The 14934-nt window shown below is 57.2% G+C and carries 9 protein-coding genes; 1 reads left to right on the forward strand and 8 read right to left on the reverse strand.

The features are described from left to right. Positions 1–221 precede the first annotated feature (221 nt). Together GGR27_RS08760 and GGR27_RS08765 are read right to left on the reverse strand one after the other, a co-directional pair. Positions 222–2687, reverse strand: a complete 2466-nt coding sequence (locus GGR27_RS08760) for an outer membrane beta-barrel family protein (protein ID WP_168037042.1) — start codon at positions 2685–2687, stop codon at positions 222–224. A 177-nt stretch (positions 2688–2864) separates the two neighbouring features. Further along, entirely contained in the window at positions 2865–4403 is a 1539-nt protein-coding gene (locus GGR27_RS08765) for an acyl-CoA carboxylase subunit beta (protein ID WP_168037043.1), read from the reverse strand. 275 nt (positions 4404–4678) lie between these two features. Between GGR27_RS08765 and GGR27_RS08770 the strand changes: the two genes are divergently transcribed. Beyond that, positions 4679–5695 carry an MBL fold metallo-hydrolase gene (locus GGR27_RS08770; protein ID WP_168037044.1) on the forward strand — a complete coding sequence of 339 codons (1017 nt, stop codon included), beginning with the start codon at positions 4679–4681 and terminating at the stop codon, positions 5693–5695. A 70-nt stretch (positions 5696–5765) separates the two neighbouring features. Here the strand turns inward: GGR27_RS08770 and scpA are convergent, their stop codons facing one another. The 6 genes from scpA to GGR27_RS08800 all read right to left on the reverse strand — a co-directional run bounded on the left by scpA (position 5766) and on the right by GGR27_RS08800 (position 14912). Continuing rightward, positions 5766–7844, reverse strand: a complete 2079-nt coding sequence (gene scpA / locus GGR27_RS08775; protein WP_168037045.1) for a methylmalonyl-CoA mutase — start codon at positions 7842–7844, stop codon at positions 5766–5768. 422 nt (positions 7845–8266) lie between these two features. Then, on the reverse strand, positions 8267–9739 hold the full coding sequence (locus tag GGR27_RS08780; protein ID WP_168037046.1) for an acetyl-CoA carboxylase biotin carboxylase subunit: 1473 nt from the start codon (positions 9737–9739) through the stop codon (positions 8267–8269). A gap of 3 nt (positions 9740–9742) precedes the next feature. Further along, positions 9743–10687, reverse strand: coding sequence for a methylmalonyl-CoA mutase family protein (locus GGR27_RS08785; RefSeq protein ID WP_168037047.1), 945 nt, complete (start codon positions 10685–10687; stop codon positions 9743–9745). A 37-nt stretch (positions 10688–10724) separates the two neighbouring features. Continuing rightward, entirely contained in the window at positions 10725–11204 is a 480-nt protein-coding gene (locus tag GGR27_RS08790) for an acetyl-CoA carboxylase biotin carboxyl carrier protein subunit (RefSeq protein ID WP_168037048.1), read from the reverse strand. Positions 11205–11276: 72 nt separating this feature from the next. Next, the gene (locus GGR27_RS08795; protein WP_168037049.1) at positions 11277–12338 is read right to left on the reverse strand and encodes a mechanosensitive ion channel family protein; all 1062 of its coding nucleotides are present in this window, start codon (positions 12336–12338) and stop codon (positions 11277–11279) included. 150 nt (positions 12339–12488) lie between these two features. Next, a complete protein-coding gene (locus GGR27_RS08800; RefSeq protein WP_168037050.1) occupies positions 12489–14912 on the reverse strand; it encodes a TonB-dependent receptor in 2424 nt (807 codons plus the stop codon). Positions 14913–14934: the final 22 nt, after the last annotated feature.

Raw genomic sequence — 14934 nt, forward strand, 5'->3', positions numbered from 1 at the left:
TGATACACTGCTTCCAGCTAAGTACACGGCAATATACGGAAGCGTGGTTGGGGGCGACGTTTAAATGAATCACAAGCGCGACTGACCTATTATACGGATTGATGATTGTGCGCATTAGCGGTAGTACGTAAAAACGACCCTCCGGACGTATTCCGTCGGAGGGTCGTTCATGCGGATAATCTATGCACCCGCGTCCGCGCCATAAGAAGGTTTAACAATCCTTAAAAATCATCATCGCCACCACCCCCCCCGCCGCCACCCCGGCTTCGTTCGGGTTTCAGGGCCTGTAAGCTGTACTGGAAGCCGATGTAGGCAATCCGGCTTTCGCGCTGAAACTGGCTGGAAGTCTGTCGGCTAGGTAAGACCGTGTCGAAGCGGTACTGTCTGGTGTTAAATACGTCCGTTACGCGCAAGGTAATGGCCCCTCTTTTGCCGAGCACGTCCTTACGAAAACCTATGTCCAGCGATTGAATAGTCTTGACCGTTCCTTGCGGGCGAATACTCGGCCCGCGGTAGAAGTAAGTTGCCTGCGCGTTGACGTCCCAGGGTAGCTTGTAACTCACCTGTAGGTTACCGTTAAAAATGTAGCCATCAGCGTCCAGGCTGGGGTCATCCGCGCTACCGATGATTTCGCTCTTGCTACCGTTGAGGCTCAACGTTAAATCTAAGTCTTTCACCGGGCGTAGACTCGAGATAATTTCAATACCGTAGTCCCGGCCGCGATCTAGATTAGCTCGTGTACTCTTTGTGACGCCGTCCGCTAGTTCTAAATTCACCCGACTGATCAGGTCTTTCAATTGACGGAAATAAAGACCCGCGGTGACCGTCCCTACCCCGTACCGCTGCTGCACGTTCAACTCAAAACTGTTGATGAGCTCCGGCAGCAAGAGGGGGTTACCTTCACGCAGGTTAAGCGGGTCGCCTCGGTCGGTGAAGGGGTTAAGCGCCCAGGAACGTGGTCGGTTGACGCGGCGGCCGTAGCTACCCTGCACGGTGGTATTGTCATCAAAAGCGTAGCCAACGAAAACGCTGGGGTATACTTTAAAGTAGTTGTTTACGAATACTTTTGACTCGGGCTCCGTCTCCGTACTCGTCGTGTAAGCTTGTTCCGCCCGCAGGCCCGCACTAAAGGTGATTTTATCTACCGTCCCGCCAAAAGTTGCGTACGCGGCGTGGATGTCTTCTCGGTAGTTAAATAGATTACTGATTGAGTCAACTTGGGCAAACTCGCCATCGGCATTGACCGAGCCGAAGGCCGCATCGGTCGTCAGATCGGTCAGGGTCGAACGCCAGCCGGTCTCGAATTTGTACTTACCGATCTGCTGGCTGTAGTCCGCCTGAGCTAGGAAGAGGTTTTCGGTTTCGTTGGAAGGCGCACGCTCCAACAAGGATTCGAGTAGGTTAGCCATGTTGTCGCTGATCGTCTCGTCGAAATTCTCCGTCTCGTCTTCCACCTCCCCACTGTACTGCACGCCGACGTTGAGTTGGCGGCCCTCCTTCTTAAAAGTCGTGGAGTAGTCGGCCCGAACTTCGTATTCATTCTCCTCGGAAGGCTCCGTCTCCAAGCGGTTACTGACGCGGATAAGGCTGCCTTCGCTATCGAAGGAACGGGTCACCCGATCATTGTTGCTCTGACCTTGCTGAAACTGAAAATTGCCCTGCACACCGATGGTGGAGCGCTCCGTCAGCGCGTAATCAGTACCCAACCGGATGCTCTGTGATTCCCGAACACGGTCACCGTCAAAGGTGAAAAACCGACTGGTAGTACTGTCACCCAAATCGCCGCTCTGATCGCGGAAGCCTTCGAAGAACCGCTCGTCGTACCGGCCGCTAAGTCCGGCGAAAGTATTGAACTTGCCCTTGCGCCAGTTGAGGTCGAGGCTACCGTCGAATTTGTTATTGGTGCCGACGTTGGCGTTCAGGGTGGCGTTAAAACCATCCGCGCCTTTCTTCTTCAGTACGATGTTGATGAGGCCCGCCGTGCCGTCGGGATCGAAAGCCGCGCCGGGGTTAGTGATCACTTCGATGCGCTCGATGGCGGTGCTGGAAAGGCTTTTGAGGTAGGTCACCGGGTCGGCACCCACCAGGCCGCTCGGGCGGCCGTTGATCAGAAAACGTACGTTGCCGCTGCCCCGTAGGCTCACGTTTCCTTCCACGTCGACGCTGATGCTGGGGAGTTGCCGCAGGAGATCTTCGGCGGAGCCACCGGCGGCGGCTACGGACTTTTCTACGTTGAATACCTTGCGGTCCAAGCCAAGTTCCATGACCGCGCGCTCGGCCGTGACGACGACTTCATCCAGATCCTGACCACCGGAGCCGAGGACGATCTTGCCCGTCTGAAAAAAGCGTTCGGCTTCGGTCAGTTCCAATTCACGGTTTTCGGTGTCGTAGCCGATGAAGCTCATCTCTAGCCGGTAGTCGCCGAGGGGCAGGTTTTCGAGTTTGAAGCGGCCGTCAAAATCCGTAGTCGTCCCGCTGATCATGCTGTCCTGAACCGTATAAACGATCACGTTGGCGAACCCGATGGGGTCGGTCGTTGCCTCGTCGACCAGTTGGCCGCTGACCGTGCCTTTCGTTTTGGGGGCGTTAGGTCCGTTCTGGGCCACAAGTGCGCCGCTGAAAAGGAGGAGAAAAAAAAGCAGGTGGCGCGGTCGCGGGTGCGCGGTCGTGGGGAAAAGCAAGGGCATGTGGCGTGAGCTAGTGGTGAGGGCCGGAAAAGGTCGGTAACGAGCGGCAAAGTTACGTCCGGGAAAGATCGTTTCGTTTACAACTAATGCTAACAACGTGTTAAGCGCATTCCGGTTCTGACTAATCACCGCGAGTTGCTATTGCGGCTACCAGTGTTCGGCTCCAATGAATTTCCCCTACAACGGAATGTTACCGTGCTTGCGCCGCGGTCGGTCGACTACTTTATGCTCCAGCATCGCGAAGGACCGAATCAGCTTGCGCCGACTGTCCTTCGGCAGGATCACCTCGTCGATGAACCCGCGTTCCGCCGCCCGGTAGGGGTTGGCGAACGTCTCCCCGTATTCCTGTTCTTTCTCCGCCAGCTTGGCCGCCTGGTCGTCCGCCGCTTTGATTTCTTTGCGGAAGATGATTTCGCTCGCGCCTTTCGCACCCATCACGGCAATTTCCGCCCCGGGCCAGGCGAAGTTCATGTCCGCCCCGATGTGCTTAGAGTTCATCACGTCGTAAGCGCCACCGTAGGCTTTGCGCGTAATGAGCGTCACCCGCGGCACGGTCGCCTCACTCAGCGCGTAGAGTAGTTTCGCGCCGTTGGTGATGATCCCGTTCCACTCCTGGTCGGTGCCGGGCAGGAAACCGGGTACGTCGACCAGCACGAGTAGCGGTACGTTAAAGCAGTCACACGTCCGCGTAAACCGGGCGGCTTTCTTGCTGGAATCTACGTCCAGCACACCGGCCAAGCTCATCGGCTGGTTGGCTACGATACCGATGCTACGGCCCGCCAACCGGGCGAAGCCGACGACGATGTTGTCCGCGTAGTCTTCGTGGATTTCCATAAAAGAATTCGCGTCGATGATGCCCGTGATCACCTCTCGCATGTCGTAAGGTTGGTTCGCGCTTTCCGGCACGATGCTTTCCAGTTGGTCGCGTAGCTCGTCGCCCAGTACGTAGGGGAGGGCGGCGGGCTTCTCTTCGCAGTTCTGTGGTAGGTAACTGATTAAGCGCTTCAGTTTCTGGATGCAGACGACGTCGTTGGCCGCCGTAAGGTGCGTGACGCCCGACTTGGTCGAGTGCGCGCTGGCCCCGCCGAGTTCTTCGCTGGTCACTTCTTCGTTCGTCACGGTTTTGACCACGTTCGGGCCGGTGACGAACATGTAACTCGTGTTCTCGACCATGATCGTGAAGTCCGTCATGGCCGGAGAGTAAACCGCGCCGCCCGCGCAGGGGCCCATGATGGCGGATAGCTGTGGGATGACACCGCTGGCCTGTACGTTGCGGTAGAAAATGTCCGCGTAGCCGCCCAGTGACCGGACGCCCTCCTGAATGCGCGCGCCGCCGCTGTCGTTGAGCCCGATTAGGGGGGCACCTACTTTGAGTGCCGCATCCATAATCTTACAGATTTTTTCCGCGTGCGTTTCTGAGAGGGAGCCACCAAAGACGGTGAAGTCCTGCGCGAAAACGTACACCAACCGACCCGCGATCGTGCCGTAACCCGTCACGACGCCGTCGCCGTAGAAAACCTGCTTCTGCATGTCGAAGTCGGTCGTCCGGTGGGTCACGAGGGCACCGATCTCTTCAAAGCTGCCGTCGTCGAGCAGGAGGTGGACGCGCTCACGGGCGGTGAGTTTGCCTTTCCCGTGCTGGCTGTCAATGCGGTGCTGACCGCCACCGAGCTGGGCCTTTGCTAGTTTTTGGTGTAGTTTTTCTTGGTTGGACATGGATCGGAGGACTTTAAAAATCAACTGACTGGCAAGGTAAGTAAAGGTGTAGTACCCGGGCGTCCATCGTACCAAAATTATGCTCAGGATATTTTATCACCCACCAAAAACATTGCACCCGCGACGCGCCAGCTAGTCCCGCACTTAGTCGGGGCGACCGCGCCCTCTTGGTAACGGGTAATCGTTGCCTAATCCAGTACCGACTTGAACCCCACGGAGACCCCCGCCCGCCAGGATACATCGCACAAAAGCTGCCGGACTTTACTTATAGTGGCATGGAACTATCAAGCATCGAAAACCCCACCACCCCCGTCACCGAATCCGGAGCCCCCGACGTGCTTCGCATCCCTACCGCCTTCGTAAACGTGTACGCGGTGGGTGACCCGAATGTATCCTGGGTTCTCGTCGACACCGGCCTTCCTGGTTTTGGTAACTACGTCAAGCGCATCACCGAAGCTCACGCTAGTAGCCCACCCGCGGCCATTATTTTAACTCACGGCCACTTCGACCACGCGGGCAACGCGATTGCGCTGGCTGACGAATGGGACGTTCCGATCTACGCCCACCCCGCCGAGCTGCCGTTTTTGACGGGCCGCTCCAACTACGCACCCGCGGATTCTTCGATGGGGGGCGCCATCGCGCAACTCGCCCGGGTTTTTCCTTTAACGGGCTACGACTTCAGCGCGCGCGTCCAGCCGCTTCCGGAAGACGGCTCCGTTCCCGGCCTTGAAGGGTGGCGCTGGCTCCACACCCCCGGCCACACGAACGGCCACGTCTCCCTCTGGCGCGAATCCGACCGATTTTTGATCGCCGGCGACGCCCTGGCCACGATGGACCTCGACAGCTGGCTCACGCAAATAACCCACACCCGCGAAATCGCCCGCGCGCCCGTCCCCTTTACGCCCGACTGGGACGCCGCCGAAGCCAGTCTCAGCCAACTGGCGGAGCTACGCCCCCGCACCCTCGCCGCCGGCCACGGACAAATAATAAACGACCCCGATCTGGCTACGAAACTTGCTCAGTACGCCACGCGTAGCCAGCGACCTACTTACGGGCGTTACGCACGGCAGGCACCCGTTTACGACGTCAAACTCGGGGTAATATCCGTTCCCGAGCCCGTCGTCGACCGCTCGTTACCCTGGCTGATTGGCGGGATTGGCGCGACCGTGTTTGGAATGGTCGTGCTCAAGGCACTGCTGTCGTCAGGAAAGAAGGAGCGCAATGCCCCGCCGCGTAAAAACAAGTTGGTGCTGGCCGGGCCGATCGATCAAGCTATTCCGAGCCCCAGCTAGTAGGAACTAAGCATGGGATGCATGAAAATTCAGGGTGCGTAATTCTCCGAAAGGAAGAATGCGCACCTTTTTAATGCTTGGTTTCGACCTGGGGTAACATTAGTTTGAGAATTGCGGAAGCCGCTTTTGCGATTACCGTCCCCGGGCCGAAAATAGCGGCGACGCCCTGCTCGTAGAGAAAGGGGTAGTCTCTTTCCGGGATCACCCCGCCGGCCACGACGAGGATGTCGCCGGCACCTTCCGCTTTGAGGGCCGCGATGGCCTGGGGGACGAGCGTTTTGTGACCGGCCGCCAGGGAAGAGATGCCCAGGATGTGGACGTCATTTTCGACGGCGTGACGCGCGGCTTCCTCCGGTGTTTGGAACAGTGGACCTACGTCAACGTCGAAGCCAATGTCGGCGAAGCTACTGGCGATCACCTTGGCGCCCCGGTCGTGCCCGTCCTGCCCGAGTTTGACGACCAAGATGCGCGGGCGGCGGCCGAAGTGCTCGGCAAATTCGTTGGAAAGCGCGCGCGCGCTGAGGAACTCATTATCCTGTAGCATTTCGTTGCGGTAGGCGCCGGAAATGAGACGGGGGTTGGCCCGGTAGCGGGTGAAGGTTTCTTCGAGTGCGTCCGATATTTCGCCCAGGGTGGCGCGGGCGCGGGATGCCGTGACGGCTAGGGTGAGCAAGTTTCCCGGGGCGCCCGCGGCGCACTGCTTCAGTTCGGACAAGGCACCCGCGACCGCGCTCTCGTCCCGCGTAGCACGTACCGTTTTGAGGCGGGCGAGTTGGCTCTCGCGCACTGCTTTGTTGTCGACTTCGAGGGTATCGAGGACTTCTTCGTCGTCGGTGTTCTGAAACATATTCACCCCGATAATTTTCTCTTTACCACCGTCGATGCGGGCCTGTTTGCGGGCCGCGGCCTCCTCGATGCGCATCTTCGGTAGGCCGGCTTCGATGGCTTTAGCCATGCCGCCCGCCGCCTCGACTTCGGCCATCAGCCCGCGCGCCTGGTCGATGAGTTCGTTCGTCAGTGTTTCTACGTGGTAGGAACCGCCCCAGGGGTCGACCACCCGGGTGACGCCGGTGCCTTCCTGCAGGAATTTCTGCGTATCCCGCGCAATCTTGGCGGAAAAATCGGTCGGTAGCGCAATCGCTTCGTCGAGTGAATTCGTGTGCAGCGACTGGGTGCCACCGAAGACCGCCGCCATCCCCTCGATGGCCGTGCGGGCGATGTTGTTGAAGGGGTCCTGCGCCGTCAGGCTCCAACCGGACGTCTGGGAATGCGTGCGCAGGGCCATCGATTTGGGGTTCTTTGCGCCCAGGCTTTTGACGATTTCCGACCAGAGCAGCCGCGCCGCGCGCATCTTGGCGATCTCCCGAAAGTGGTTCATGCCGATGCCCCAGAAAAAGCTGAGGCGGGGTGCGAAATCATCCACGTCCAGACCCGCTGCAATTCCCGTGCGTAAATACTCTAATCCATCAGCCAACGTGTACGCTAGTTCGATTTCCGCCGAGGCGCCCGCCTCGTGCATGTGGTAGCCGCTGATGGAAATGGAATTAAAGCGCGGCATAAATTCTTTGGTGTACGCGAAAATATCTCCGATGATGCGCATACTCGGCTCCGGGGGGTAGATGTATGTATTCCGGACCATGAATTCTTTCAATATATCGTTCTGGATGGTTCCGGATAATAATGCCGGATCGACACCCTGCTCCTCCGCGGCCACGATATAAAACGCCATGATCGGTAGCACGGCCCCGTTCATGGTCATGGATACCGACATTTTGTCCAACGGAATCTGGTCGAATAACAGCTTCATGTCCTCCACCGTGTCGATGGCGACGCCGGCCATGCCCACGTCACCGGCAACCCGCGGGTGGTCGGAATCGTAGCCCCGGTGGGTGGCCAGATCAAAGGCGACGGAAAGTCCTTTTTGTCCCTGCGCTAAGTTGCGGCGGTAAAAAGCGTTGGATTCCTCCGCCGTGGAGAAGCCCGCATACTGCCGGATCGTCCAGGGGCGAATGGCGTACATGGCGGAATAAGGCCCACGCAGATAGGGCGGCAGACCGGCTACGAAACCTTCGTGACCGAACCTCGCGGGTGCCTCCTCTCCGGTGGTTGGCCGGGCGAAGGGAAGCGTTTTGAAATCTGGGCTTTTCATGGTGACTTTGATTGATCGATGCTACGTACCGAGTGTCGCCGTACGTACCACTAGAACGAATTTTTAACACAAAAAGCACAAAAGAGACAAAAGCACCCAATGGAACTAGTATTCACAAGAAGTGGCCTCTTAGTTTTCGTGCTTTCTCTTTCTTTCCTTTTTTGTGCATTATGTGTTCCCTACTCCCGACAAATAATGGGCAGCTAAGTTAAACTCCAGCGGCACACTACTGGACATTTTCAAATCGGACGCTTGGAGGACTCGAAACCCTTCGCTACGCTTTAGTTTCGAGACGCTCCAAGGTTCTAAAATTCTACTTGAGGACCTTGGAGCGTCCTCTGCCGTGAAGCCGAAGGCGAAATTGTTGAGGTCCTCCAAGCGTCCGGGGAAAATGTCCAGTAGTATGCTCCAGCGGGTAACTCTCACCGTTGCGACCACTCACTACTCGTGCGCTCCGGGACGCGCAGTGCTTGCCGTGATTCCTCAAAAATAGCCGCCGCCGCCAGCGCGCCGATCCGTTCGATTTCCGCCCTCTCCCGGAGGATGTCTTCGGGAGAATAGTACGCCTGAATAAAACCGGTGTCGAAATTTCCGGAAATAAAAGCTTCGTGGTCCATGACGAAGCGGCCGAAGGGTAGGGTGGTCTCGATTCCTTTGATCTTATAATCCTGAATAGCTTTCCGCATCAGCTGTAACGCCTCGGCGCGGTTCGATCCGTAGGTGACGAGCTTGGCGATCATCGGGTCGTAGTAGATGGGGATCTCCATACCTTCCTCGAAACCGTCGTCGACGCGAACGCCGGGGCCGGTGGGGATTTGGTAGGTTTCCAGCGTACCGATGCTCGGTAGGAAGTTATTCAGGGGGTCTTCGGCGTACACGCGCAGTTCGATGGCGTGGCCCTTAATGCGCAGATCCTCCTGCTTCATCGCCAGCGGGATGCCCCGGGCGACGTTGATCTGCTGTTCGACGAGGTCGACGCCGGTGATCAGTTCGGTGACTGGGTGTTCTACCTGGAGGCGGGTGTTCATTTCCAGGAAGTAGAAGTTGTTATCGCCGTCGATGAGAAATTCTACTGTTCCGGCCCCCTTGTAGTCGCAGGCGCGGGCAACGTTGACCGCCGCTTCCCCCATCCTGACGCGCAGGTCGGGGTCTAAATTCAGGGGGACCGACGGTGCTTCTTCGACGACCTTCTGGTGACGCCGCTGGATGGAGCACTCCCGCTCGAAGAGGTAGACGATGTTGCCGTGGTTATCCGCCAGCACCTGGATTTCGATGTGCCGGGGCGCGGTCACGTATTTTTCCAGGAATACCGCACCGTCCCCGAAGGCGCTGACGGCTTCGCTGACGGCCCGCTCCATTTGTTCTTCCATTTCCCACGCCGCGGTGACGACCCGCATGCCCTTGCCGCCGCCGCCGGCCGCTGCCTTGATCAGGATGGGGTAGCCGGCCGAATCGGCAAATTTTTTCGCTACGGCAACGTCAGTGACTGCTTTGTCGATGCCCGGAACCATGGGGATGTCGTAGTCCGCCACCGCCTCTTTGGCCGCTAACTTATTGCCCATGACTTTGATCGCGTGCGGATCGGGGCCGATGAAGGTGATACCCGCTTCGGTGACTTTGCGGGCAAATTCCGCGTTCTCGGAAAGAAAGCCGTAGCCGGGGTGGATTCCATCGGCACCGGTGTCCAGCGCCGCCTGGATAACCCTGTCCATGGCCAGGTAGGACTGGCTGGAGGGCGCGGGGCCCAGCAAAACGGCTTCGTCTGCAAAACGGACGTGCGGTGCGGCGCGGTCGACTTCGGAGTAGACGGCAACGGTTTTGATGCCCATTTTACGGGCGGTCCGCATGATGCGTAGGGCAATCTCTCCCCGATTGGCGATGAGTATTTTCTGCATGGGTCAGTTATTGTAGAGTGGGTTACTGAAAAGGGACTGAAACTGGTCCCAGATGCGCTCCGCCAGCCGTTCGGTTAGGGATTCCAGAAAGTAGCTACCCGCAGCCGCGTCGGCGATTCCGTGCAGGTGACTTTCGTACTCCAGTAGGTGCTGTAGATTGAGGGCTACGCGGCGGGTAAAGGCGTTGTCTTCGTCGCCGTCGCTTGGTGCGACTACCAGCCCGTCCGCGCCACCGACAATGGCGGACATGGCCTGGGTGGTGGCCGCTATTTTATTGTGGTTACTATCCGTGAAATCCCGCGGCCGGACGTGGGCGATGAGCCGGCAATTGGTGGGCTTTCCGAACGACTCGCTGATGCGCCACCAGCAAAGGCGCATCGCGCGCAGACTCGCCAGGGTGAGGTAGTAGTCATCCGTACAGCCGACGTGGAACGTGGGACAACAAGCACCCTCTTCCCGGTAGGTTTCCGTAGCCGCGAAGAGTGCATCGGCGTAGTCGCCCTGTAAGGCGTCGTGGTGGTAAGTATCTCCTTCCTGAAAGAGGAGGGGGGAAGTAGGGTGGTCGAAGAGCCGCTCGGTAAAGACGATCGTCACGATGTCCGTTAAAATTCCCGCGAGTAGCTCTTTGCGGGTTTTTTTACTGAGGGCTTCCAGCAACGGTACGTGGAACAGGAGGAGGTCCGCACCTTTATTCAGGGCGTCGAGTGCGGTCTTGTTTGCCGCTTCCGCCGCTCCGCTCGCGTCGATTCGTACGCCCACCAGGCGGTGGCCGGCGGGCATCCCGGGGATGGGTGCGTAGGCGGTCGGCTGATCCTCCGGGTGGTGAAAAGGGGAGAATTCCTGACCCGCGAGGGTGAAATTTAAAGAATCCAGGGCCTCACCCTTTAAGTCCTTTTCTACCCGAGTGAGCCAGGCTGCTTTGGTGGCTGGCTGAAATTCGTTTGGCATGTACTTTAAGTGACGTAGCGTCCGGTTTATTCCGACGCTACTCGACGCTGATTAATAATTGTTTTTTCTCCACGGCGTCACCTTTGTTGACCGCAATTGTGGTGACGACACCGTCGCCTTCGGCCTTCAGGACGTTCTCCATCTTCATCGCTTCCAGAATGATGAGGGGCGTGCCGGCGGTGACTTCCGCACCTTCCGCGACCAAAACTTTCAGAACCAGACCCGGCATCGGTGCGTAGACGTGCTTGTTCAAGACCGTTTCGGTCGCCGAAAAACCCAGGGCATCGATTTGTTGGTCCCTAGCGTCAAGGAGACTAAAGAAAAGCTCCTGGCCGTCGATGGTGAGGCGGACGGACTTCTCATTGCGGTCGAGTTCGAGGACACGCACGTGGTGGGCTTTGCCGTTGCGCAGCAAATGGTACGTTCCTTCGCCGGTGCGGTGGAGGTCTAACTCCGCGAGGTCTGTGGCGGTGACGGGGTAGGTTCGGTCACTACTGCGTGCTTGGTATTTTGGCATGTGGCAATTGGTGGGTGTGGTGGATGGGAAGGTAAGGTAAAGTATTTGACTAGCGGCCGGGAGGTGCTTAAGTTATTTAGCCGCGGGCGTGGAATCCACCTCCATGGCTCCCTCCGCGCTGCCGTTGGTCGCACCGTTCTGGTCGTTGCCGTCCCTTACTTTCCAGCGTGGCTGTGGTGCCTGGCCATCCCGTGGCACTGGCCACCCTTCCCGCTGGGTAGTCCGGTCTCCATCCGTCGCTTCCGTCTGGTCGTGGAGCAGATTGACGAGGGTTTGGTAGGGCATGTCGATGTGGGCGGCGTCGAGCGCTTCCTTAACGGCGATCAGGACTTCATCCTGCACGTGGACGACGCTTTTGCGTCTGCTGTCGACCCACCACCTGACGCGGATCGTCACCCAACTGGCGTCGAGCCCCCAGGTAAGGGCTTCTACTCCCTTCTCGTTATCAACGCCTTCAATTGCTACGGCCGCCTTGCGGATGACCTCCTTTGCTTCTTCAATATTGTCTCCGTAGCCGATGCCGACGTCGTACTGGTCCCGAATGAGTTTGTTGGCCGTGATGACCTTTACGGAGTTGGTGTATATCTCACTGTTCGGCACCACGACGCGCACCGCATTGTACTGGCGGATGATCGTGGCGCGGGTTTCGATGCGTTCCACACTGCCTACGAACCCGTTTATTTCGATCTCGTCCCCAACCTGAAAGGGCTGGCGAAGTAAGATGAGCAGCCCGGCCAACCAGTTCTGGAGAATGTCTTTAAAGGCAAAGCCGATGGCGACGGAGCTTACGCCCAGGCCGGCAATCAGGTCACCCGGATTGAGGGTAGGAATGATGACGGTGGCCGCGAGTAGAAAGCCCACGCCGTAAATGATCCATTTAACGAACCCGCCGGCTACATCACCAAGATTTTCGCGACCAGTCGCTAACAAGGATTTTCGCAGGAGCCGAGCTACTAACCTGGCGATAAAGATGAAAATGACCAGCACCACAATACCCACTAAAATATTGGGAATCAGCCGGGCGAAGCCGTCCAGCCAGGTGTCTAGTTTTTCTAGGATTACCCCTGGGTTGAAGTCGATTTCTCCGGGGACGTCATTAGGGTTAGCCGCTGGTCGTGGTTGTTGCTGTTCCAAGAAGGTAGGGGTTGATTAGTCTACCTAACTAGCAATCAACGGGGATGTTCCCGTTTTTATCGGCTTATCCATTGCGGCGCTAACCAGCCCCTGCACCTGCCCCAATAGCTATCGGGGCGCCCCTTTTTGAGCACCCGTAATCTGGGTGAATTAGTCCCCCCCGGCCCGCTCTCCCTCCGAGCCCAGTCCCGTTTTCCGATTTCGGCTCTTCACCTTCTGGTTGCCGAAGGAATAACTTAGCGCAAGGGCTATACTTCGGCTATCCCAACGGCCCTGGCCGGCGGCGGTTTGCCCGTTGAAAGCCGAAACACCCTTCCAACCCTGGGTGAGAAAGATGTCGTTGGCGCTGATCTTGACGTTTAATTGGTCGTTCAGAAACCGCCGTTGCAAACCAACATTGATGGAGTAGATCGGGTCGTACTCAAACACGCCACCCCAGACGCCGGGGCCGGAATAGAAGCCACTCAACTCCGCCGTCAGGTCGTAGGGGAGATTGAAAGTCTGCTGACTGAAACCACTATAGGTAAAGACCTGCACGTCCACCATTCCGTTCTCCCCATAATCCGCTTGGTTGTCGATGTGGGCCGCGTTGAGGTTGAAAAAGGCATTCCACCACTTCGTTACCGTCACCGGGATGCTTGCGTTGAAACTCACGACGGTGTTGCTAGCCAGGTTGTCCCAGCTAATGAATTTAGCTCGCGAGTCGAAGGGGTCCGGCCCGATGAGGCGCGTGATCTGGTCCGACGTCTGGCTGTAGGCTAACTTAAAATTATAGCGAAAGGCGTGGGTGTAGCCCAGTTCAAGGTTATTAACGATTTCGGGCTGTAGGCCAGGGTTACCCAACTCGAAGGTCAGTTGGCTGATTTGATTGCGGAAAGGATTGAGGACGTTATAATCCGGCCGATTGATACGCCGGCTGTAGTTCAGGCTAACCGTATTCCCCTTTTCCTGATCGAGCGCGTAAGTCAGACCGGCGGAAGGGAAGAAGCTCAGGTAATTGAGGTCGACCGGGGGTTTGTCCTGCGCATTAAATGTCGTCAAGACGCCCGACGCATCGGTTTGTTCCACCCGCAGCCCCGTGGTGTAGCTCAGTGCGTCCGTAAAGCTCGCCGTGTAACTCAGGTAACCGGCGTATACGTTCTCGGTATAATCAAATAAATTGGATGAGTTTGGGTTAAGAACATTCTCCGATTCGGGTACGTCAAAGAATAAAAAAGTATTATTGGTACTTACCCGGCTGAGGCGGAAGCCCGTTCCGAATTTGCCCTTACCGATCGGCTGTTCGTAGTCCGTCTGGAAAGTATAAATATCGATATCGCGCGGTGTGTTGAAACGATTGGTAATTTCGGTGAGCACTTCCTGGCGGTCGGGGCTAACGTAGCGATTTGGCTGATCGCGAAAGGAGGTGTTACGGAAGCGGCCGTAATCGACGTCAACGTTCAGTATTTTGTCTTCGGTGAGCTCGTAGCGGTAGTTCACGTTGAAAGTCGCCTGCTTGCGCGTATCGTCGCTAACGGAGCCGGCCAGGAGGATACTATCTACGGGTTGGCCGATTTTGGAGATAGATGTCTCGTCGACAATTCCATTGATGCCCTCCTGCGCCAGACCATTAATTAGAAAGCCCAGGGTATGTTTTTTATTTAAAAATAAATCCGTTCCGATCCGGTAGTTGACGTTGGCCCAGGTGTTAATAGCCCGCAAGTCTTGCACGGTTTCCAGGTTTTCCTGACGGGTAATAAACGCCATGGAATTGTAGCTCTCTCCGTCGACGAAGCCGAGTTGACCGAAAGTATTAAAATTTCTATTGCGATAATTACCACTCGCGGAGCCGTTCATCCGGTTGTATACGCCCTGCGTGACAGTATAGTTAGCCGACCCGTTCGCCCCTTCGTTCTCATTTTTAATGAGGCGAATGTCGATAATGCCGGCGTTACCTTCCGCTTCGTACTTCGCGCCGGGGTTGGTGATGATGTCGATGCGGTCGATCTGCTCGGCGGTAAGGCTGCGCAGGTAGCCGGAAAGTTCGTCGCCGGAAAGGGGCGAGCGTTTGCCGTCGATGTAAACGAGGACGCCGGAGCGGCTCAGGACGTTGATGTTGTCGTTGTTATCGATCGTCACGCCGGGGGCTTTGCGCAGGAGGTCGAGGCCGTTATCGCCCACGGCGTTAATCGTTCCTTGGACGTTGAACACCGTCCGGTCGGGCTTCACTTCCACCATGGCGCGCTTGGCTACGACGGTTGCTTCGGCGAGTTCGACGGCGGCGGGGGCCATTTGAAGGACGCCGAGATCGAGGTCGCCGACTACTTCGATTTCCTGATTTAGGTTCGGTGCCCCGAGGTAGCTGGCGGTAAGTTGGTAGGTCCCGGGGGCAATGTCTCGGACCCTGAAAAGGCCGGCGTCGTCGGTTGTTTCTACTTTGACGAGATTGGAATCCGCATAAATTGCTACGTTAGCGTAAATAACGGGTAATTCATCGGCATCCGTTAATTGCCCATTTATTGAATACTGGGCGCTGACGCTGGTGCAATGAAATGCGATAAGAAGTAGGGTAAATAAGTAGTGTGCGGTTGTCATAATGCGGTTGCTGTTTTATTGG

Origin of the sequence: Neolewinella antarctica, from assembly GCF_011927835.1 — a bacterium.
Classification (GTDB): Bacteria; Bacteroidota; Bacteroidia; order Chitinophagales; family Saprospiraceae; genus Neolewinella; species Neolewinella antarctica.